Genomic DNA, 19,349 nt, shown 5'->3' on the forward strand with positions numbered 1-19,349 from the left:
GCCGTCGCTCAGACCCTGCTCACGCCGTGCTCAGGCCGTCGGCGTGCCGACGGGCTCGGGCGCCACGGGGTGCTCGCGCTCGAGCTTCGCACCCTCGACGTCGACGTCCGGCAGCACGCGGTCGAGCCAGCGCGGCAGCCACCACGCCTTCTCGCCGACCAGGTGCAGGAACGCCGGCACGAGCGTCATCCGCACGACGAACGCGTCGACCAGCACGCCGAACGCGAGCGCGAAGCCCATGGGCCGGATGACGGCGATGTGCGAGAACACGAAGCCCGCGAAGACGGACACCATGATGATCGCCGCCGCGGTGACGACTGCCCGGCCGGCGCGCACGCCCTCGGCGACCGCCTGCCGCGCCGTCGCACCGTGCGCGTACGCCTCGCGCACGCCGGACGTGAGGAACAGCTGGTAGTCCATCGCCAGGCCGAACAGGATGCCGATGACGATCGTCGGCAGGAAGCTCAGCACCGGGCCCGGGTCGTGCACGCCGAACAGGTCGCCCAGCCAGCCCCACTGGAACACGGCCGTGACGGCGCCGAACGTCGCGAGCAGCGACAGCACGAACCCGAGGGTTGCGACCACCGGCACGAGGATCGAGCGGAACACCATGACGAGGATGAGCAGCGACAGGCCGACGACCAGCGCGAGGTAGCCCGGCAGGGCGTCGCTGAGCTTCTCGGAGATGTCGATGTTCGCGCTCGCGACCCCGGCGACCGAGAACGTCGCCTCCGGCTCGTCGACGGTCATGCCGCGGACCGTGTGCACGAGCTCCTCGGTCGACGCGTCGTTCGGGCCACCCTCGGGCAGCACCTGGAACGCGAGCACCGTGCGGTCCTCGTCCGTGCCGATCGGCGCGACCGCGCGGACGTCGTCCTCGGCCATGAGCGCCGCGCCCAGGTCGGCCTGGACGCCGGGCAGCTCGTCCTCCGCGACGCCGGCGGGCACGTCCGCGACGACGAGCAGCGGGCCGTTCGCCCCCTCGCCGAACTCCTCGGCGGTCGTCATGTACGCGCTGTACTGCGTCGTGTCGGTGGCCTCCTGCGACCCGTCCGGCAGGCCGAGCCGCATCGACGCCGCCGGCAGCGCCGCGACGAGCAGGACGGCGACACCGAGCAGCAGGGACAGCACGGCGCGCGGCGTCGACATCGGCCGCACGACGGGGTGCTGCTCCGGGGTCGTGGCGGCGCGCACGCGCCGCGGCAGGACGCGCGGTCCGGCGAGGCTCAGCAGCGCCGGCGTCAGCGTCACGGCGAGCAGCACGGCGACGGCCACGCTGGCCGCGGCGGCGGTGCCCATGAGCCCGAGGAACGGGATGCCCGTGACGTTGAGCGCGAGCAGCGCGATGAGCACGGTGCTGCCGGCGAACACGACCGCGTTGCCGGACGTCCCGGTCGCGAGCCCGATGGACTCGGCGACGGGCATGCCGCGCCGCAGCTGCTGCCGGTGCCGGTTGAGCAGGAACAGCGAGTAGTCGATGCCGACCGCGAGCCCGAGCATGAGCCCGAGCACGGGCGTCACGGACGACATCTCCACGACGCTCGAGAACGCGAGCGTGCCGAGCGCCGCCACGCCCACACCCAGGAGCGCGTTGAGCAGCGGCAGCCCGGCCGCGACGACCGAGCCCAGCATGACGAGCAGGACGACGACGGCCACGGCGACACCCACGGCCTCCGACGCGCCGCCGAGCGCAGGCACGCCCGACGCCATCTCGTTGGAGAACCCGACCTCGACTCCCTCGGGCGCGGCGTCCTCGACGGCGGCGATGACCGCGTCCTTCGTCTCCGGGGTGACGTCGAACTGCGGGTCCTCGAAGACGACCGTGGCCAGTGCCGCGGAGCCGTCCTCGGAGACCTGGCGCACCTCGGCGGCCATGTCGAGCAGCGCCTGCCCGCTCTCGAGCTGCGGGGCCTGGGCCTCGAGCTCGGCGCGTCCGGCCTCGAGCTCCGCCTCGCCGGCCTCGAGCTCCGCGAGACCCGCGTCGAGCTGTGCCTGCTGCGCGTCGAGCTGCGCGCGGCCGGCGAGGAGAGCGAGCTCCGGCACGCCCTGCGCGGCGCTGGCGTCGAGCTGGGCGCGGGCGGCGTCGAGCTGGGCCTGCCCGGCCTCGAGCTCGGCACGGCCGGCGTCGATGCGCTGCTGGCCGGCCTCGAGCTCGGCGCGCCCCTGCTCGAGCTGATCGGCACCGGCGGCCAGCTGCTGCGCCTGCTCCTCGCGCTGCGCCTCGGTGGCGAACGGGTCGACGGCCGTCTCGACGCCCTCGACCTCCGCCGCAGCGGCGACCGCGTCGGCGATGCCCGTCCGCTGGTCGTCGTCGAAGGCCTCGCCGTCCGCCGTGGAGAAGACGACGGTGCCGGTGCCGCCGCTCGTGCCCGGCAGCTCCTCCTGGAGCCGCTGGGTGAGGCGGTCGGTGGCCGTCCCGGGGATGCTGACGGTCGACACGAGCGTGCCGCCGAACGCCAGGTACGCGGCGCCCGCCACGAGGAGCGCGACGAGCCACGCCGCGACGACGCGCCACGGGTGCCGTGCCGAGGACCGGCCGAGCCGGTAGAGCAGTCCTGCCATGCGAGGTCTCCTGCGGGTCGTGTGGGGGCACCGCGGCGCTGCGAGGCCGATGGCGGTCATCGGGATGCTAGGCCACGAACTTGATGCCCGGCATCCGTTTCCGCCGGCGGGAGCGCGTGAAGTTGATCGCACCTATCAGGGGTAGCCTGCCGCGCATGACGGACGACGGCGCGGCGGGGGTCGCCGAGCGGGGCCTGCGCCGCGACGCGCAGCGCAACCGCGAGCGCATCGTCGAGGCCGCGCGGGCCCTGTACGCCGAGCGCGGCCTGGCCGTCGGCTTCAACGAGATCGCGCACCGCGCCGGGGTCGGCGTCGGGACCGTCTACAACCGGTTCGCCGACAAGGACGAGCTGGTCCGCGCCGCGCTGCAGGAGCCGGCGCGCGAGCTGCTGCGGGTCGCCGAGGAGGCGCGCGCCGCGACGCGCGCCCGCGACGGCCTCGTGCTCCTGCTCGACCGCATCGTCGCCCTCCTCGCCGCGAACCTCGGCCTGCGCGACATCGCGCTGACGTTCGACGAGACGTCCGTGCCCGAGCCCGGCCCGGCGATCGCCGACGCCATCACCGACCTGCTCGCGCGCGCCGCCGTCGAGGGCGACCTGCGCGACGGCGTGACCATCCACGACCTCGTCGTCGTCTTCTGGATGGTCACGGAGGTCGCGCGGCACACGCCCGACCACCCCGGCACGTACCGCCGCTACCTGCAGCTGCTCGTCGACGGCCTCACCGACAGCGGCGCACCGCTCGCGGTGCCCGCGTCCGCCGACGCCGCCGCGGAGCTGTCCGGGCACTGGGCGGCCGCGCGCCGCTGACCCCGGTCCGCGGGTCGCGCGCCGTCGGCGCCGACCGGAGGATGACCGGGTGACCGCCGCACCGACCGGACTACGCCGCCGGTGGCTCTTCGCCGACCAGCTCGGGCCGCACTTCCTCGACCACCCGGAGCAGCCCGTGCTGCTCGTGGAGTCGCGCGCGGTGTTCCGTCGCCGTCGGTTCCACCGCCAGAAGGCGCACCTCGTGCTGTCCGCGCTGCGGCACCGCGCCGCCGAGCTGGGCGACCAGGCCGTCGTCGTCCGCGCCGACACCTACGCCGAGGCGCTCGCACAGGTCGACGGGCCCCTCGACGTGTGCGCCCCGACGTCGCGGGGCGCGCTGACGTTCGTCGAGCGGCAGCCGGGGCTGGAGGTGCTCCCCCACCGCGGTTTCGTCACGTCCCGCCCGGACTTCGAGCGCTGGGCCGGCCACCAGCGCGGCGGGCTGCTGATGGAGAACTTCTACCGGACCGCGCGGCGTGTGCACGGCGTCCTCATGGACGGCACGGAACCCGCGGGCGGCCGGTGGAACTTCGACCACGAGAACCGCGAGCCCCCGCCGCGCACCGACCGGCTCGACGTCCCGCCGCCGTGGCTGCCGGAGGAGGACGAGATCGACGCCGAGGTCCGCCGCGACCTCGACCGGTGGGAGGCCGACGGCGACGTGTCGTTCGTCGGCCGCGACGGTCCGCGGCGCTTCGCCGCGACGCGCGCCGAGGCGGAGGTCGCGCTCGACACCTTCGTCGAGCACCGCCTGCCGGCGTTCGGGCGCTACGAGGACGCGATGCTCGCCGCCGACCCGTGGCTCTCCCACTCGGTGCTGTCCGCGGCGATGAACCTGGGGCTGGTCGACCCGCGCGAGGCCGTCGACCGCGCCGAGGACGAGTACCGCGCCGGCCGCGCGCCGATCGCGAGCGTCGAGGGGTACGTCCGCCAGCTCATGGGCTGGCGCGACTACGTGTGGCACGTCTACTGGCGCACCGGACCCGACTACAAGCGGTCCAACGCCCTCGCCGCGCACGCCCCGCTGCCCGACTGGTTCCACGACCTCGACGCCGACGCCGTCGAGGCACGCTGCCTGAGCGACGTCCTCGGCCAGGTGCGCGACATGGCGTGGGTGCACCACATCCCCCGCCTCATGGTGCTCGGCAACTGGGCGCTGCAGCGGGGCTACGACCCGGCCGAGCTCACCGACTGGTTCCACGAGTGCTTCGTCGACGGCTACGAGTGGGTCATGGCGCCCAACGTCGTCGGCATGAGCCAGCACGCCGACGGCGGGTTCATGGCGACCAAGCCGTACGCGTCGGGCGGCGCGTACATCAACAGGATGTCGGACTACTGCGGCGGCTGCCGCTACCGGCCCGACGTCCGCGTCGGCGAGGACGCCTGCCCGTACAGCGCCGGCTACTGGTGGTTCCTCGACCGCAACCGCGAGCGCCTCGCACCCAACCGCCGCATGGCCCAGCCGCTGGCCGGCCTGGCGCGGCTGCGCGACCGCGAGGCGCTCGTCGAGCAGGAGCAGCTCCGGGGCGCGACGCCGCCGTGACGAGCGCACCCCCGCTGCTGCGGCTCACGACCCGCAGACGACCCCCACGCACTGCGGCTCGTTGCCGTTGCCGCGCGCGGTGTTGCCGCCCAGGTCCACCGCGTGCGGGGCGTGGATGCCCCACCCGCGGTTGCCCACGGCGCCGTTGCCGCGCAGGTCGATCTCCTCGTCCGTGACGATCCCGTCGCCGCCGTCGAGGAACCGGTTGTCGGCGAGGACGCTGTACCCGTCGGCCTGCCAGTACTCGCCCTCCTCGGTGGTGAACCCGACGTCGTTGCGCCGGAACGTGCTGCCGTGGACCGCCATCTGGGTGCTCGCCACGACCGCCGTGCCGTTGTCGGTGAAGTGGCTGGCGTCGACCCGCGTCCAGACGTGCTCGTCGGTGGCGTCGATGCCCACGTCGTTCCCGAGGAACGTGCTGTCGTCGACCCGCAGGTCCGTCATCCAGCTGCCGCGCAAGGCCACGCCGTTGGCGACGAGCGTCGTGCCGGTCAGCGCGCAGGACGACCGGTCGCAGGCGAGGCCCACGTCGTTGCCCTGCACGCGGGAGTCCTCGAGGGTGACGGTGCTGGGGCCGACCTCGACGCCGGTGCCGTTCGCGGAGAACGTCGTGCGCCGGAAGACGGCCGTCGCGCCGAGGCTGTAGAAGCCGTACCGGTTGCCCACCAGGGTCGACCGGTCGACCAGCAGGCTCTTGGAGTACCCGTTGTAGTCCAGGCTGCCGACCAGGGCCAGACGGTTGTCGCGCAGCGTCACGCGCTCCAGGGTCAGCGTCCCCTCGACCGGCTCGTACTCCTCGTCGCTGCTCGCGAGGATGCCGCGGCCCCAGCCGGTGATCGTCCCGCCGACCACGCGCACGTCGCCCTCCTCCGCGACCGTGATCGCGGTTCCGCCGCCACCACGCAGCACGTGCCCGCGCAGGTCGAGCGTGACGCCGGGCCCGAGGTGCAGGCCGTCGCCCGACGCGCACGTCAGGTCGGCCGCGAGGTGCGCGTCGGAGATCAGCACCACGCCGCACCCCGGGACCGGCTCCGAGCCGGGTGGCGCCGCGTGCGCCGGCGCGGCGGCGAGGACGAGGACGGCGACGGCAGCAGCACCGACCGCGGCGCCGGGCAGGACGGACGAGACGTGCATGGGAGCCCCCTGGTGGTCGCGCCGGCGACGTCACCGGCGGTGCGACCAGCGTGCGCGCGCCCGCGGCGCCCGATCCATGCGCTTCTGCCCTTTTCGCCCGGGTGAACGGCTCCCGCCGGCCTCAGACCGGCGGCGGCGGGAACCGGACGCCGCTCCCCCAGCCGACCTCCCACCCGGGTCCCTTGTCGAACCAGTCCGCGAACGACACCGGGAGGCGGCCCTCGCGCTCCACGAGTGCCAGCAGCTCCGCGTACCAACCGGTGTAGGTCCAGTCGCGCCACGGGCGGCCGAAGGCCGGCACGGCGGCCACGAGGGCGTCGGCCAGCGCGTCCGGCGTGGTGGCCGCGGTGACGTCGACCCCGACGACGTCCGCGCCGGAACCGCTGGACCAGCTGAGCTGCGACGGCTTCTCGTCGCCGATCGAGCCTGGCGCGGCCGACAGCGTCACGCGCCAGTACACGCCCGACGGGCTCATGCCCGGCGACACGCGCACGTGCTGCGACCCGCGCCGGTGCAGCGCCGCCACGGCTTGCAGCAGCCGGACGCCCACGAGCTGCGGCGCGTCGAGGAGCTTCGGCGACCAGTACGGCTGCTCGGTGTACAGGAAGAAGCCGTCGAGCACCTCGGCGGGCTCGCCGAACGCGACGCGGCACGGCCGCCCGGTGCGGCTGGGCACGACCCACAGGCTCGAGCGCCGGTCCATCCGGTCGAGGAACGCGGCGACGCCCGCCCGGGTCGTGTCGCCGGCGAGCACGCACTCGACGCCGCCGACGACGGCCGTGAGGTAGGCGCGGTGCGTCGACGTGCCGCCGGACACGGTGGCCTCGGTGGTCTCCTGCGTCCACCGCTGCAGCAGCCGGACGAGGTCGGACAGGTCGGTGGCGCGCTGACCGGGCGCGAGGTGCGGCACGGGACTCCTTCGGCCTTCGGGGACGGACGGGTGCACCGTACCGACGGCCGCCGGGCAGCACGAAGGCCGCCGCCCCCGCAGGGGCGACGGCCTTCGTGTCCGCGCTGACGTGCAGCGTGGGCTGGGAGTGGAGGTGGCGGGAATCGAACCCGCGTCCGATGACGTGGAACCAGGTCTTCTCCGGGTGCAGTCCGCTACAGAGTTTCTCGGCCCCCACGATCACGCGGACGAGACGTGGACGGGCCCAGTCGGCTAGAAGTCCCGCCCGCCCCACCGACGAGGACGGACAGCAGTGGCTCTCTAGATGACGCCAGTGACTAAGCCGAGAGCATGCTTAGGCTGACGGACTTCGAGGCTCGCTCAGGCGGCGAGGGCGAAGTCGGTGCGCTGAGTATCGGCACCTATGAGTCGCACGGAGCGTTTACGAGATAACCGTGCATCCTCGACCCGCTTCTCCTGGAAAGACGACCACCGTCGAAACCGATCACCCCCAGGGGTGTGTTCACTTGTCAACCGCCGTCCCGCGCCCCCAGAGGCCCGGTCCGACGAGGTCCAGCGTACGGCACAACGCGGGACGTGTCCCCGGCATTCCCCGCAGGTCGCGCGCCCGTCCGTGCGTCAGAGGTCGGGTGCGCAGACGCCCCGGCCGAGGGCGGCGAGGCCGGCGCGGTCGCCCGCCTGGAAGGTCGTGACGGCAGCCGACATCTCGGGGTTCATCAGCTGCGACGGGTCGTCGACGTGGTCGAGACCGATCACGTGCGCGACCTCGTGCCGCAGCGTGGAGAGCCACGACGGCGTGCCGTCGGGCAGTGTCGGGTCGGCGAGCGTCTCGGTGTCCAGCACCACCGCCCCGCTCACGTAGACGCGGACGTCGTCGGCGCCGGACACCCACGCGGGTCCGCCCACGCCGGCGACGTCGCCGGCGAGCACCGGCTCGCTCGTCTCGTCGGCGAACCCGAGCAGCACGGGCGCCCACCGCTCGCCGTACCGGTCCGGCTGGTACGCGTCGCGCTCGCTCGTCACCGGCTCGTCGGTCGCGCCGCCGTCGACGAACACCAGCCCGGTGGCGGCCGTGACCTCCGCGAGGACGCCCGTCACCGACGCCGCGAAGCCCTCGGGCGCACCGACCGGGTTGACGACGTAGCGGATGGGCCGGCACGGCGACCAGGCGACGGGCACCTGGGAGCCGTCCACGGCCTGCGTCTCGCTGAACGCGTACGCACCGCCGAGGGGGTCGACCGCGGGCGGCGCGCCGATCGGTGCGTCGGCCTCGCCCAGCCCGGGCGGCGGGCCCGCCTGGGCCCGCAGCTCGTCGGGCGACGCGAGCAGCGACTCGCCGATCGACGCGAGGTCCGGGTGGGCGTCCACCCACCGCCACACCTGCAGGCCGAGCGGCGCGGCGAGGAGCAGCGACACGAGGAGCGGGACGAGCCGGCGGTTGCGGGGCGCGCGCTGCTCGCCGGGCCACGGCTGCGGCGCGGCCGGCGGGGCGTACGGCCGCGGCGCGGGCGGCGGCGGCCACGACCCGTTCGGCGACCACGTCGGGGCCTGCGTGCGACGCCGCTCCGCCTCGTCGAGCACCCACCGGGGCACGCGACCGGACGGCGAGCGGGGCAGGTCGTCGGCCGGCACGCCCGTGGGGACGTCGTCGGCGCTCACGGCCGGCGCTCGTAGACGACGCGCTCGGCCCGGTCGGGGTCCGGTCGGAAGAACACCTCGTCGTCGTCCGCGACGTACAGCTGGACGCCCCGGACGCGCGACGACGACCCGACCACCTCGTCGATCGACAGGTACACGAAGCCGGGGCCGTCGAGGTGCTCCCACGTGCCGATCAGGTCCACGCTCCCCGCGTCCGCCGCCTCGAGCACCGCCGCGGGGACCCCGGCGGCGGCGAACGTCCCGTCCGCCGCGAGGGTCAGGCCACCCTCGCCCTCCCGGGCGACGTACTCGCCGGCGAGCGACGCGGCGTCGACCGTCCCGCACCCCACGCACGCGACGAACGCCGCCAGACCCACCAGCGCCCGGGCGGCACGCCGCCGCCGTCCCACCTCGTCCACGGGAGCATCATCCCCTCCCGCGGGACCCTGCGTTGCCGCACCCGCCGCCGGTGCCGACCGGGCGCGCCGTGCGTCGCGCTGACAGCGCGCTCCCCACCCGCCACGATGGGCCGATGGACCTGCCCGTGATGCCGCCCGTCGCGCCGATGCTCGCCAAGTCGGTCAAGGAGATCCCCGACGTGGGGCACGTGGAGCCGAAGTGGGACGGGTTCCGCACGATCGTGTTCCGGGACGGCGACGAGGTCGAGCTCGGCAGCCGCAACGAGAAGCCGATGACGCGGTACTTCCCCGAGCTGGTCGAGGCGCTGAAGGCGAACCTGCCGGAGCGGTGCGTGGTCGACGGCGAGATCGTCGTCGTCACCGGCGACCGGCTCGACTTCGACGCGCTGCAGCAGCGCATCCACCCCGCGGCGTCCAGGGTGAAGCTGCTCGCCGGGCAGACGCCGGCGTCCTTCGTCGCGTTCGACCTGCTGGCACTCGGCGACGACGACCTCACGGGCCGGCCGCTGCGCGAGCGCCGCGCCCTCCTCGTCGAGGCGCTCGCGGACGTGCAGGCGCCCGTCCACGTGACACCCGCGACCGGCGACATGGACGAGGCGCAGCGGTGGTTCACGCAGTTCGAGGGCGCGGGGCTCGACGGCGTCGTCGCCAAGCCCCTGGACGGCACCTACCAGCCGGACAAGCGGGCGATGTTCAAGATCAAGCACGAGCGCACGGCCGACTGCGTGGTGGCGGGCTTCCGGTGGCACAAGTCCGGCGACGTCGTCGGCTCGCTGCTGCTGGGGCTGTGGACCGACGACGGGCGGCTGCAGCACGTCGGCGTCAGCGCGTCGTTCCCGATGGCCCGGCGCAGGAGCCTGCTCGACGACCTCGCCCCCTACCGGGACGTCGACCTGGCCGACCACCCGTGGGGCTCGTGGGCCGACCAGTCCGCGCACGCCGACCGTCGCATGCCCGGCGCCGTCAGCCGCTGGAACGCCACCAAGGACCTGTCCTTCGTGCCGTTGCGCCCGGAGCTCGTCGTCGAGGTCGCGTACGACCACATGGAGGGCGACCGGTTCCGCCACACCGCGCAGTTCCGGCGGTGGCGCACCGACCGGGAAGCGCGCTCGTGCACCTACGAGCAGCTCGACGAGCCGGTGCGGTTCGACCTCGCGGAGATCCTCGGCGGGTGAGGCCGCCCCGTGCGCGACGCGCCCTCGCGACCTCGTCCGGACCGGCCTACCGTGCGAGGAGCGGCACACCGCCGCCCGTCCCACCGGAGGTCACCATGCCCACCGCCACCCTGAACGGCACCGTGCTCGCCGAGGCACCCGAGTCCGAGGTCGTGCACATCGAGGGCAACGTCTACTTCCCGCCCTCCAGCATCCGCACCGAGCTGTTCGAGACGTCGCCGACCCCGTACACCTGCCCGTGGAAGGGCGAGGCCCAGTACTGGTCGGTCCGCGACGGGGAAGAGCTGCGCAAGGACGAGGCGTGGTCGTACCCGCACCCGTACCCGAGCGCGTTCGACCGCGTCGGCAAGGACTTCAGCGGCTACGTCGCGTTCTCGCCGGACGTCGAGGTGCGCTGACGCGACCCAGCGCGACGACGGCTGCACGACGACGGCCCGGTCCCCGCAGGGGCCGGGCCGTCGCACGTCGTGGCGGTGCGGGTGGGTCGGTGCGGGTCAGTCGAGCAGACCCACCGCGTAGCCGATGAAGTACAGCGCGCACAGGGCGACGACCCCGCCGACGACCGCGTAGACGACCCAGTTCGAGCCCGTCGAGCCGACCTTGGCCTGGTGGGTCGACAGGCCCGACGTCGTCGACGACTCGCCCGGCGGCGTGTCGCCGGGCGCCACACCGCCGCCGTCCTCCAGACCGGGCGTCTCGTCGGGCTGCGGGTCGGGCGTGCTGGCTCCGGGCGACTGGCTCATGCGTCCCCTCTCGTCGGTCGTGCTCCGTCCACGGTGGGCCCGTGCGGGTGGGTCGGCAACCGGAGGCACCGACGCGGCGCCCTCATGACTCGACCGTGAGGATCTCGGCGTCGAGGGCCACGTCGGTGTCGAGGGTGACGTACCCGCGCTCCTCGAACAGCACGGTGATCCGGTCGGCCTCGACGACCGTGACGGCGCCCGGCCCGAACTCCTGGTGCCGCACGAGCTGGCCCGGCCGCACGCGGCTCTCCGACGCGCGCACCGACGTGCCGGCGTCGCACGAGTCGCAGCGCCCGCACACGTCGCGCCGCTCCTCGCCGAGCAGCTCGAGCAGCAGCCGCCGGCGGCAGTCCGTCGTGTCGGTGTAGGTGCGCACGAGGTCGACGCGGGACGTCTCCAGCCGCGCGCGTCGCTCGCGCTCGGCGCGCACGTCGGCGAGGACCCGCCGCGGGCGCGCGCCGTCGACGGTGCGGAACCGGCCGTCGTCGTCGCGGACGGCACCGACGCGCTGGAGCTCGCCGAGCGCCCGCGCGACGGTGCGGCGCGCGAGGCCGGTGCGCTCGGCGAGGCCGGCCTGGTCGGCGGCGTCCTCCTCGAGCGCGCGGACCACCGTCGTCAGGGTCTCCGGCCGTGAGCCGCCGCTCGAGCGCTGGTAGCGCGCCAGCCCGTGGTCCTCGGGCCGGTGCACGACGAGCGCACGGGCCGGCTCCTCGTCACGGCCGGCCCTGCCGACCTCCTGGTAGTAGGAGTCGAGCGTCGAGGGCGGGCCCGCGTGCACGACGAGCCGCACGTCGGCGCGGTCGACGCCCATGCCGAACGCGGACGTCGCGACGACCAGGTCCGCGTCGCCGGACAGGAACCGGTCCTGCGCGGCCGACCGCTCCTTCGCCGGGAGGCCCGCGTGGTAGACGAGCGCGGGACGCCCGTCCTCGGCGAGCGCGGCCGCGAGCTCCTCCGTGTGCGCGCGCGTCCGGGCGTAGACGATCACCGCACCCGGCTCCTCCAGCACCGCCTCGCGGACGTACGCGTCGCGCTCCTGCTCGGAGGCCGCCGGGCGCGCCCCGAGCCAGATGTTCGGCCGGTCGGCGTCGTGCACGAGCACCCGGGGGTCGCGCATCTCCAGCTGGGCGACGATCTCCTCCCGCACGTGCGCCGACGCCGTGGCGGTCAGCGCGAGCACGCGCGGCGCGCCGAGGCGCTGCACGGCCCACCCGACCAGCAGGTAGTCGGGCCGGAAGTCGTGCCCCCACTCGCTCACGCAGTGCGCCTCGTCGACGACGACCAGGCCCACGTCGGCCTGCTGGAGTGCCTCGAGGACGACCTCGCGCTGCAGCTGCTCGGGGCCGAGCAGCAGCACGTCGAGGTCACCCGACGCCGCCGCCTCGAGCGCCTCGCGCTGCTGCGCGGCGGTCCGGGCCGAGCTCACGGACGCGGCCCGCAGGCCCGACTCCCGCAGGGAGCCGACCTGGTCGCGCTGCAGCGCCAGCAGCGGCGAGACCACCACGGTCAGCCGCTCGGCGACGAGCGTCGCCACCGCGTACACGGCGGTCTTGCCGGCGCCCGTGCGCGCCACCAGGAGCGTGTCGTGCCCCGCCAGGCCGTCGAGGGCGTCCCGCTGCGACTCGCGCAGCGCCACACCCTCGCCCAGCACGCGCGTCACCGCGGCGTCGACGTCCACCCAGCACCTCCGTCCGGGTCGCCCGTGCGGCGACCCCGGACAGTCCTACCCACCCGCGGCCCGTCCCGCCCGTCGAGCCGCGATGCGCGCCCGGCCGCCGCGCGGCCCGCGAGCCGCTCACGTACGGTCGAGGCGTCCCGACCCCCCGGCAGGAGGCCGCGCATGACGACCACCGAGAGCTCGCGGCCGTCGACGGCCCGGCGGGAGCGCCCGCACGACGTGGTGGTCGTGGGCTCCGGCTTCGGCGGCCTCTTCACGACGCGCGCGCTCGCCCGCGTCCCCGGTGTGCGCGTCACCGTGGTCAGCGGCTCCAACCACCACCTCTTCCAGCCGCTGCTCTACCAGGTCGCGACCGGCGTGCTGTCGGCCGGCGAGGTCGCTCCGGCGACGCGCGACGTCCTGCGCCGCCAGCGCAACGCGCGCGTGCTGCTCGGCGTCGTCGAGGACGTCGACCTCGACGCCCGCGAGGTGGTGCACCGCTCCCCCGCCGGTGTGACCCGCACCCGGTACGACAGCCTCGTCGTCGCGGCGGGCGCCGGGCAGTCGTACTTCGGCCGTGACGAGTTCGCGGAGCACGCGCCGGGCATGAAGAGCCTCGACGACGCGCTCGAGATCCGCGGCCGCATCTTCGGCGCGTTCGAGCTCGCCGAGGTGACGCGGGACGAGGCGGCCGTCGAGCGGCTGCTCACGTTCGTGGTCGTCGGCGCGGGGCCGACGGGCGTCGAGATGGCCGGCCAGGTGGCCGAGCTCGCCCACCGCGTCCTGCCCGGCCAGTTCCGGCACGTCGACCCGCGACGCACGCGCGTGCTGCTCGTCGACCCGGTCGACCACGTGCTCCCGGGCTACCCGGAGCACCTGGGCGCGGCCGCGGCGCGCGAGCTCGAGAGCCAGGGCGTCGAGATCTGGACCGGGTGGAAGGTCGTCGGCGTCGACCAGGAGGGCGTCGAGGTCGAGGACGCCGACGGGGAGCGGCGCGTGCTCCCCGCGTCGTGCAAGATCTGGGCCGCCGGCGTGCAGGGTGCGCCCATCGGCCGCGTGCTCGCCGAGCGTGCGGGCGTCGAGGCCGACCGGTCGGGCCGCGTGCCGGTCGAGCCGGACTGCACGCTCCCGGGCCACCCGGACGTGTTCGTCATCGGCGACCTGATGAAGCTGGACAAGCTGCCCGGCGTCGCGCAGGTCGCGATGCAGAGCGCCGAGCACGCGGCCGACCAGATCCGCCGCCGCGTCGACGGCCGCCCGACCGGGCAGCCGTTCGAGTACCACGACAAGGGCAGCATGGCGACGGTGTCCCGCTTCTTCGCCGTCGCGCAGGTGGGGCGCGTCGAGACGTCGGGGCTCCCTGCCTGGCTCCTGTGGCTCGGCGTCCACCTGTTCTACCTCGTGGGGTTCAAGAACCGGGTGACGACGCTGCTGCACTGGGCGGTGTCGTTCGTCGGTCGCGGCCGCGCGGAGCGGGCGGCGACCTGGCAGCAGGTGATCGGCCGCAACGCGCTGCGCCGCGAGGGCGAGGCGTCGTTCGGCCCGCGGGACGACCCGTCGGGGACCCGGTCCGAGTCCGGCGCCGACGCGGCGGACGACGCCGCGCGCGTCACCGACCGGGGCGACCAGGACGCGCGACCGGCCTGACGGTCCGCCGCCCGCGCACCGACCGTCCCCGCACCGAGCTCGGCCGCACCGACCGGTCCCGCACCGAGCTCGTCCGCGCCGACCTGCCCGCGGCCGGGTCGGTCACCAGCCGCCGCCGCCCCCGCCGCCGACGCCACCGCCGGAGTAGCCGCCGCTCGTGCCGGAGCCGCCCGACGTGCCGGGCGTCGGCGCGCTGATGGCCTCGGTGGCGACGTGCTCGAACCGGTCCACCGCACCCGCGAAGCCGGTGCCCCAGAAGTACGGCCCGGCGGCGTACGTGCCGACGTACCAGCCCGGCTCGGCGACCACGCGGCCCTGTGCGGCGAGGTCGGCGAACACCCGCGCCCACCGGTCGGCGAGCCCGAACACGATCGCGTAGGGCAGGTAGCGCGAGAACAGGTCCTCGCCCTCCTCGAACCGCAGCTGCTCCGCCTCGGCCGTCGCGAGGTAGCGCCGGAACCCGAGCGTCTGCGCGAGGACCGCGGTCCCGTCCGCCGTGCGCGCCGGCGCCGCGCCGGAGAGCGCGAGCACGAGGACGCCCACCAGGGCGACCGCCGCGGGCACCAGCGCGAGCCCCAGCAGCGACTGCGCGCCCGCGGCGATCGCGATGACGGTGCCCACGACGCCGAGCACGAGCAGCAGCCCGCCGGTGAGGCCCCACGCCGTCCGCACGGCCTTGGGGTTGGCGCGGAACCAGCCCGTCTCCGTCACGTGCTCGTAGAGCCCGTCCTGGACCTTGCCCATGGCGGACGCGAAGGTGGTCCTGAGCTCCGAGAGGCGGACCCGTTCGCGTCCCTCGAACAGGTCCGTGAGCAGCGTCGCCTCGAACGGCAGCAGGCCGGTGGTGCCGGGGCGCAGGCGCACGAGGGTCCAGTCCTCCGGCGCGCGCCCCTCCTGCTCGGGCGCGACCTCCTCGATGCGCAGCCACCCGCGGACCGCGAGGTCGATGATCGTCGCGGTGACGTCGACCGGGTCGGCCTTCTCGTCGACGAGCGTGCCGACCTCGCCCGGCCGCGTGCCCTCGGGCGGCGTGAACTGCACCGACACGGCGTCCCGACGGTCGCGGTGACCCGTCCCGGCCTCCTGCCCCGCGGCCGGCCGCAGCCCTGGCGTCAGCCCGAGGTAGGCCTGGTCCCGCCCGGTGCGGCGGACCCGCCGCACCGCGAGGAGCGCACCGAGGCCGAGCACGCCGGCCGCGACCCCGCCGCCCACGCTCAGCGGCCGCACGGGCGCGAACGGGTCGAGCTTCTCGCGCAGGACCGGGTCGGCGCCGGTGAACGTGCCGCCGGGCCAGCCGGTCACGGTCGTGAGGCGGTCCCGGACCGGGACGACGTCCTGCGTGAACGTCGCCGACGCGCCGTCGGCCTCGGCGGCGCCGCACGGCGTCGTCGCACCCTGCGGGCCCGCGAAGCACGCCACGTCCTGGACGTCCGCCGGCCCCGTCACGGTGACCCGCACGTCGGACAGCGGCACCTCCCAGTCCCCGCCGATGACGTCCCAGTACAGCTCGTCGCCCGAGTGCTGCGCGTTCGCCGGGTTCAGCCAGCCACGCACCGTGAAGCCGACCCGGTACGTCTGCACGCCCTCGACGTCGTCGACGTCCTCGTCGCCGACGCGCAGCACCATCGCCGCGCCCTCGTCCTCACGGTGCAGGTCGGCCGGGGCGCCGGTGGGGCTCTCGACGACGACGTCGGAGTACTCGAAGACGCGGTCGAGCTCGTCGTCGTAGGACACCCGCGTCGGGTACGTCAGGTAGGGGCCGTGGCCGGGGTCGTCGCCGAAGTCGAAGTCGAGCTCGAGCTGCACCTGCACCGTGCCGTCGGCGGCGACCTCCGCCACCGCGTCGTACCGCGTGATCTCGCGCCCCGACGTCAGGTCGCCCGGCGTCGCCGGCATCGCGGACGTGGCGGGCGGCGGCGCGAGGACGACCACGCCGAGCGCCAGGACGACGGCCAGCGCGACCACCGCGAGCCGCCGGACTGCCCGCGCGACCACGTGGGCGTCGTCCGGACCGACGGCGTCGTCCGGACCGACGGCGTCGTCCGGACCGACGGCGTCGTCCGGACCGACCGCGTCGTCGGGCCGGGCCACGTCGTGCGCCGTCACCGGTCGCGCTTCTCGCGGATCGCGCGCTGCGCCTCGAGGTTGTCCTGCCGCTCGCGCAGGGTCTGCCGCTTGTCGTACTCGCGCTTGCCGCGCGCGAGCGCGATCTCGATCTTGGCGCGCCCGTCGAGGAAGTACAGGGCGAGCGGGACGATCGTCTGCCCCTTCTCGCGCGTCTTGACCTCGAGCCGGTCGATCTCCTCGCGGTGCAGCAGCAGCTTGCGCTTGCGCCGGGGCGCGTGGTTGGTCCAGGTGCCCTGCGAGTACTCGGGGATGTGCACCCCGTGCAGCCACGCCTCGTGGCCCTCGACCTCGACCCAGCCGTCGACGAGCGACGCGCGCCCGGCGCGCAGGGCCTTCACCTCGGTGCCGGACAGGACCATCCCCGCCTCGAAGACGTCCTCGATGACGAAGTCGTGCCGCGCCTTGCGGTTGGCCGCGACCATGCTGCGTCCGGTCGTCGCCTTGGCCACGGCTCGGCCCTCCTGGTGTCTGCTCGGGTGGTGCGCGCACCGCAGGGTGCGGGTGCGCGGCGGATGGCGGCGGGCGTGGTGACCGCCGTGCCGCCGCACGAGCCTACCCGCGGGCACCGACGCACCCCCAGGTGAATGCCGCGACCGTGCCCCGGCGCCGCCTCAGATGCCCAGGTAGGACCGGGGGTTCTGGGTCGCGCCGTTGACGTACACCTCGAAGTGCAGGTGGCACGCGGCGGACGTCCCGGTGTTGCCGGCGTAGCCGAGCAGCTGCCCGGCCGACACCTGCGACCCCGCGCCGACGGCGAACGACGACATGTGGTTGTAGCTCGACATGAGCGAGGAGCCGTTGACCCAGCCGTGGTCGATCATCACCTGGTTGCCGTACCCGCTGCGGTACCGGGACCACTGCACGGTGCCCGAGCGGCCCGCGTACACGGGCTCGCCGCAGCGGTCGCGCAGGTCGATGCCGGCGTGCATGCGGTAGTACCCGAGCACCGGGTGCAGGCGCATGCCGTACTCGGACGTCACGTAGATCGGGTTGTGCGCGGTGGGGTTGGCGAACATCGCGCCCGGCTTGGCGCCGCCCGGCTGCGGGCTCGTGCCACCGCCACCGCCGCCGCCACCACCGCCGCCACCACCGCCGCCACCACCGCCGCCGCTGGGCTTGCCGGCCGCCGCGGCCGCCGCGGCGCGCTCGGCCTCGATGCGGGCACGCTCGGCGCGCTGCGCCTCGACGATCTGCGCGAGGTCGGCGGCGACCGCCTGCCGCTCGGCGTCGACGGCCGCGGCCTGCGCGGCGGCCTCGGCCTTCTGCGACTCGATCGACGCCTTCTTCGCCTGCTGCTCCGCGAGCAGCCGCTCGACCTCGGCCTTGGCGTCCTCGGCCGCGGCCTGGGTCCGCTGCGCCTCGGCGAGCTTCTCGTCGGCGGCGGCCTTGATCTCCGAGACCTTGTCGCGCACGGCCGTCTGGCGGGCCTGCGCGTTCTTGTTCTTGGCGACGATCTCCTGGAGCTCGTCGAGCACCTGCGACTGCGTGCGCATCGCGGTGGAGACCATGCCGTACCGCTCGACGAAGTCCTGCGAGCTCTCGGCGTCGAGCATGACGCTCATGCCGGAGACGTCACGGCCGCCCTTGTAGGCCTCGCGCGCCATGTGCCCGATCGCGGCGCGGATCTCGACCTCGCGCGCGTCGTCGACGACGATCTGCTCCGCGATCGCCGCCTCCTCGTCCTCGGCGGCGGCGAGGCGGGCGGTCTGCAGGTCGGCCTCGCGCTGCGCGGCCTGCGCGGCGGCGACGGCGGTGTCGAGCGCGGCCTGCGCCTGCGGCAGCTGCGCCTCGACGGCGGCGAGCTCCTCGACCGCCTGGCGCAGCGCGCCGTCGAGCTCCGCCATCGCCTCGGCGAGGTCGGCGGCCCGCTGCTCGGCGGCGGAGACGCGCTGCTCGGCGGCCGCGCGGCGGTTCGACAGGTCGTCGGCGAGGGCGGGTCCCGCCACGCCGAGGAACGTCGGCACGGCGACCGCCGCGGCGGCGAGGGCGGCGGTGAGCCGGCGTCGCTGTGCGGGACGGTCGGCGGCGGGACGGTCGGTGCGGTCGGTGCGTCGTCGCATGTCAGACCTTCGTGTAGCGGCTCAGGGTGACGAGGGACGAGATGGCGGCCAGCACGACGGCCACCACCAGCAGCAGCGGTGCGATCGCGAGCACGTCCGCGGTGCTGACGTACGGCACCCACGTGACGGTCTGGCCCAGCCAGTCGGTCACGAGGTACTCCACGCCGAACCACAGCGCGGCGACGGACAGCGCCCCGCCGACGAGCGCGGCGATCGCGCCCTCCAGCATGAACGGCAGCTGGATGAACAACGTCGACGCCCCCACGAGTCGCATGATGCCCGTCTCGCGGCGCCGGCTCAGCGCGGACAGCCGGATGGTCGTCGTGATGAGCAGGACGGCCGCGAGCAGCATGATCGCCGCGATCCCGCCGGCGGCCCACGTCGCGCGGTCGAGCACGAGGAACAGGTTGTCGAACAGGCGGCGCTGGTCCTCGACGTCCTCGACGCCGGGTCTGCCCGACACCACGTCCGCGACCACCTGGTACTGCTCGGGGTCGGTCAGCTTGATGCGGTACGAGGCGTTCATGTCGTCCACGGTCGCGGCCGACGCCCAGAACTGGTCGCCGAACTGCCGCTGGAACGACTCGTACGCCTCCTCCTTCGTCTCCGTGAAGACCTGCTCGATGTACGGCGCCACCTCGGGCGCCTCGAGCGCGCCGAGGATGTCCTCGCGCTGCTCCTCGGTGACCTCGCCGGCGGCGCACGTGCGCTCGGCGGAGTTGGCGGGGCAGAGGAAGACAGAGACCTCGACCTTGTCGTACCAGTCGTCCTTCATCTTCCCGATCTGCGTCTGCAGCAGCGCCGCGGCGCCGAGGAAGGTCAGGCACACGAACGTCACGAGCACGACCGAGACGGTCATCGACAGGTTGCGGCGCAGGCCGATGCCGATCTCGGACAGGATGAACTGGGCGCGCACGGCGGCCTC

At 74.8% G+C, this 19,349-nt stretch carries 16 protein-coding genes and 1 other RNA gene; 5 read left to right on the forward strand and 12 right to left on the reverse strand.

Annotated features, from left to right (window positions below):
* Positions 1–30 precede the first annotated feature (30 nt).
* On the reverse strand, positions 31–2,562 hold the full coding sequence (locus tag ACFUMH_RS03920; protein WP_378200713.1) for an MMPL family transporter: 2,532 nt from the start codon (positions 2,560–2,562) through the stop codon (positions 31–33).
* A 155-nt stretch (positions 2,563–2,717) separates the two neighbouring features.
* Between ACFUMH_RS03920 and ACFUMH_RS03925 the strand changes: the two genes are divergently transcribed.
* Both ACFUMH_RS03925 and ACFUMH_RS03930 read left to right on the forward strand, forming a co-directional pair.
* A complete protein-coding gene (locus ACFUMH_RS03925) occupies positions 2,718–3,371 on the forward strand; it encodes a TetR/AcrR family transcriptional regulator (RefSeq protein WP_378200716.1) in 654 nt (217 codons plus the stop codon).
* 49 nt (positions 3,372–3,420) lie between these two features.
* Positions 3,421–4,914, forward strand: coding sequence for a cryptochrome/photolyase family protein (locus ACFUMH_RS03930; RefSeq protein WP_378200719.1), 1,494 nt, complete (start codon positions 3,421–3,423; stop codon positions 4,912–4,914).
* Between the two features lie 24 nt (positions 4,915–4,938).
* On the opposite strand, the gene ACFUMH_RS03935 is transcribed toward ACFUMH_RS03930, so the two are convergent.
* The 5 genes from ACFUMH_RS03935 to ACFUMH_RS03955 all read right to left on the reverse strand — a co-directional run bounded on the left by ACFUMH_RS03935 (position 4,939) and on the right by ACFUMH_RS03955 (position 9,015).
* Positions 4,939–6,048 carry a right-handed parallel beta-helix repeat-containing protein gene (locus tag ACFUMH_RS03935; RefSeq protein WP_378200722.1) on the reverse strand — a complete coding sequence of 370 codons (1,110 nt, stop codon included), beginning with the start codon at positions 6,046–6,048 and terminating at the stop codon, positions 4,939–4,941.
* Between the two features lie 121 nt (positions 6,049–6,169).
* Positions 6,170–6,958 (reverse strand): hypothetical protein, encoded by a 789-nt coding sequence (locus tag ACFUMH_RS03940; RefSeq protein ID WP_378200725.1) that lies wholly within the window; start codon positions 6,956–6,958, stop codon positions 6,170–6,172.
* A gap of 125 nt (positions 6,959–7,083) precedes the next feature.
* Positions 7,084–7,450: a transfer-messenger RNA gene (gene ssrA, locus ACFUMH_RS03945) on the reverse strand.
* A 126-nt stretch (positions 7,451–7,576) separates the two neighbouring features.
* Entirely contained in the window at positions 7,577–8,617 is a 1,041-nt protein-coding gene (locus tag ACFUMH_RS03950) for a peptidase (RefSeq protein ID WP_378200728.1), read from the reverse strand.
* Positions 8,614–9,015, reverse strand: a complete 402-nt coding sequence (locus ACFUMH_RS03955; protein WP_378200731.1) for a hypothetical protein — start codon at positions 9,013–9,015, stop codon at positions 8,614–8,616. Before ACFUMH_RS03955 ends, ACFUMH_RS03950 begins: the two co-directional genes overlap by 4 nt.
* Positions 9,016–9,128: 113 nt before the next feature.
* On the opposite strand from ACFUMH_RS03955, the gene ACFUMH_RS03960 reads away from it, so the two are divergent.
* Complete coding sequence (locus ACFUMH_RS03960) at positions 9,129–10,190, forward strand: ATP-dependent DNA ligase (RefSeq protein ID WP_378200733.1); 1,062 nt, start codon at positions 9,129–9,131, stop codon at positions 10,188–10,190.
* A 95-nt stretch (positions 10,191–10,285) separates the two neighbouring features.
* Positions 10,286–10,588, forward strand: coding sequence for a DUF427 domain-containing protein (locus tag ACFUMH_RS03965; protein WP_378200736.1), 303 nt, complete (start codon positions 10,286–10,288; stop codon positions 10,586–10,588).
* A 96-nt stretch (positions 10,589–10,684) separates the two neighbouring features.
* On the opposite strand, the gene ACFUMH_RS03970 is transcribed toward ACFUMH_RS03965, so the two are convergent.
* On the reverse strand, positions 10,685–10,933 hold the full coding sequence (locus ACFUMH_RS03970; RefSeq protein WP_378200739.1) for a DUF6480 family protein: 249 nt from the start codon (positions 10,931–10,933) through the stop codon (positions 10,685–10,687).
* Between the two features lie 82 nt (positions 10,934–11,015).
* Positions 11,016–12,611: a RecQ family ATP-dependent DNA helicase gene (locus tag ACFUMH_RS03975; protein WP_378200742.1), complete on the reverse strand. Its 1,596-nt coding sequence runs from the start codon at positions 12,609–12,611 to the stop codon at positions 11,016–11,018.
* Between the two features lie 162 nt (positions 12,612–12,773).
* Between ACFUMH_RS03975 and ACFUMH_RS03980 the strand changes: the two genes are divergently transcribed.
* Positions 12,774–14,237 (forward strand): NAD(P)/FAD-dependent oxidoreductase, encoded by a 1,464-nt coding sequence (locus tag ACFUMH_RS03980; protein ID WP_378200745.1) that lies wholly within the window; start codon positions 12,774–12,776, stop codon positions 14,235–14,237.
* A 102-nt stretch (positions 14,238–14,339) separates the two neighbouring features.
* Here the strand turns inward: ACFUMH_RS03980 and ACFUMH_RS03985 are convergent, their stop codons facing one another.
* The 4 genes from ACFUMH_RS03985 to ftsX all read right to left on the reverse strand — a co-directional run bounded on the left by ACFUMH_RS03985 (position 14,340) and on the right by ftsX (position 19,340).
* Positions 14,340–16,343 carry a DUF2207 domain-containing protein gene (locus ACFUMH_RS03985; RefSeq protein WP_378200748.1) on the reverse strand — a complete coding sequence of 668 codons (2,004 nt, stop codon included), beginning with the start codon at positions 16,341–16,343 and terminating at the stop codon, positions 14,340–14,342.
* A complete protein-coding gene (smpB, locus tag ACFUMH_RS03990) occupies positions 16,340–16,813 on the reverse strand; it encodes an SsrA-binding protein SmpB (protein ID WP_378200751.1) in 474 nt (157 codons plus the stop codon). The genes ACFUMH_RS03985 and smpB overlap by 4 nt, the downstream gene beginning before the upstream one ends.
* Before the next feature lie 162 nt (positions 16,814–16,975).
* Positions 16,976–18,424 carry a peptidoglycan DD-metalloendopeptidase family protein gene (locus tag ACFUMH_RS03995; protein ID WP_378200755.1) on the reverse strand — a complete coding sequence of 483 codons (1,449 nt, stop codon included), beginning with the start codon at positions 18,422–18,424 and terminating at the stop codon, positions 16,976–16,978.
* Position 18,425: 1 nt separating this feature from the next.
* Complete coding sequence (ftsX, locus tag ACFUMH_RS04000) at positions 18,426–19,340, reverse strand: permease-like cell division protein FtsX (RefSeq protein WP_378200758.1); 915 nt, start codon at positions 19,338–19,340, stop codon at positions 18,426–18,428.
* Positions 19,341–19,349 lie beyond the last annotated feature (9 nt).

The sequence above is a fragment of the Cellulomonas sp. NPDC057328 genome, from assembly GCF_042667215.1.
GTDB lineage: Bacteria > Actinomycetota > Actinomycetes > Actinomycetales > Cellulomonadaceae > Cellulomonas.

Coding starts and splice junctions, on each gene's coding strand:
- ACFUMH_RS03920 (WP_378200713.1), bottom strand. CDS start 2,562: ATGGCAGGACTGCTCTACCGGCTCGGCCGGTCCTCGGCACGGCACCCG.
- ACFUMH_RS03925 (WP_378200716.1), top strand. CDS start 2,718: ATGACGGACGACGGCGCGGCGGGGGTCGCCGAGCGGGGCCTGCGCCGC.
- ACFUMH_RS03935 (WP_378200722.1), bottom strand. CDS start 6,048: ATGCACGTCTCGTCCGTCCTGCCCGGCGCCGCGGTCGGTGCTGCTGCC.
- ACFUMH_RS03960 (WP_378200733.1), top strand. CDS start 9,129: ATGGACCTGCCCGTGATGCCGCCCGTCGCGCCGATGCTCGCCAAGTCG.
- ACFUMH_RS03965 (WP_378200736.1), top strand. CDS start 10,286: ATGCCCACCGCCACCCTGAACGGCACCGTGCTCGCCGAGGCACCCGAG.
- ACFUMH_RS03970 (WP_378200739.1), bottom strand. CDS start 10,933: ATGAGCCAGTCGCCCGGAGCCAGCACGCCCGACCCGCAGCCCGACGAG.
- ACFUMH_RS03980 (WP_378200745.1), top strand. CDS start 12,774: ATGACGACCACCGAGAGCTCGCGGCCGTCGACGGCCCGGCGGGAGCGC.
- ACFUMH_RS03995 (WP_378200755.1), bottom strand. CDS start 18,424: ATGCGACGACGCACCGACCGCACCGACCGTCCCGCCGCCGACCGTCCC.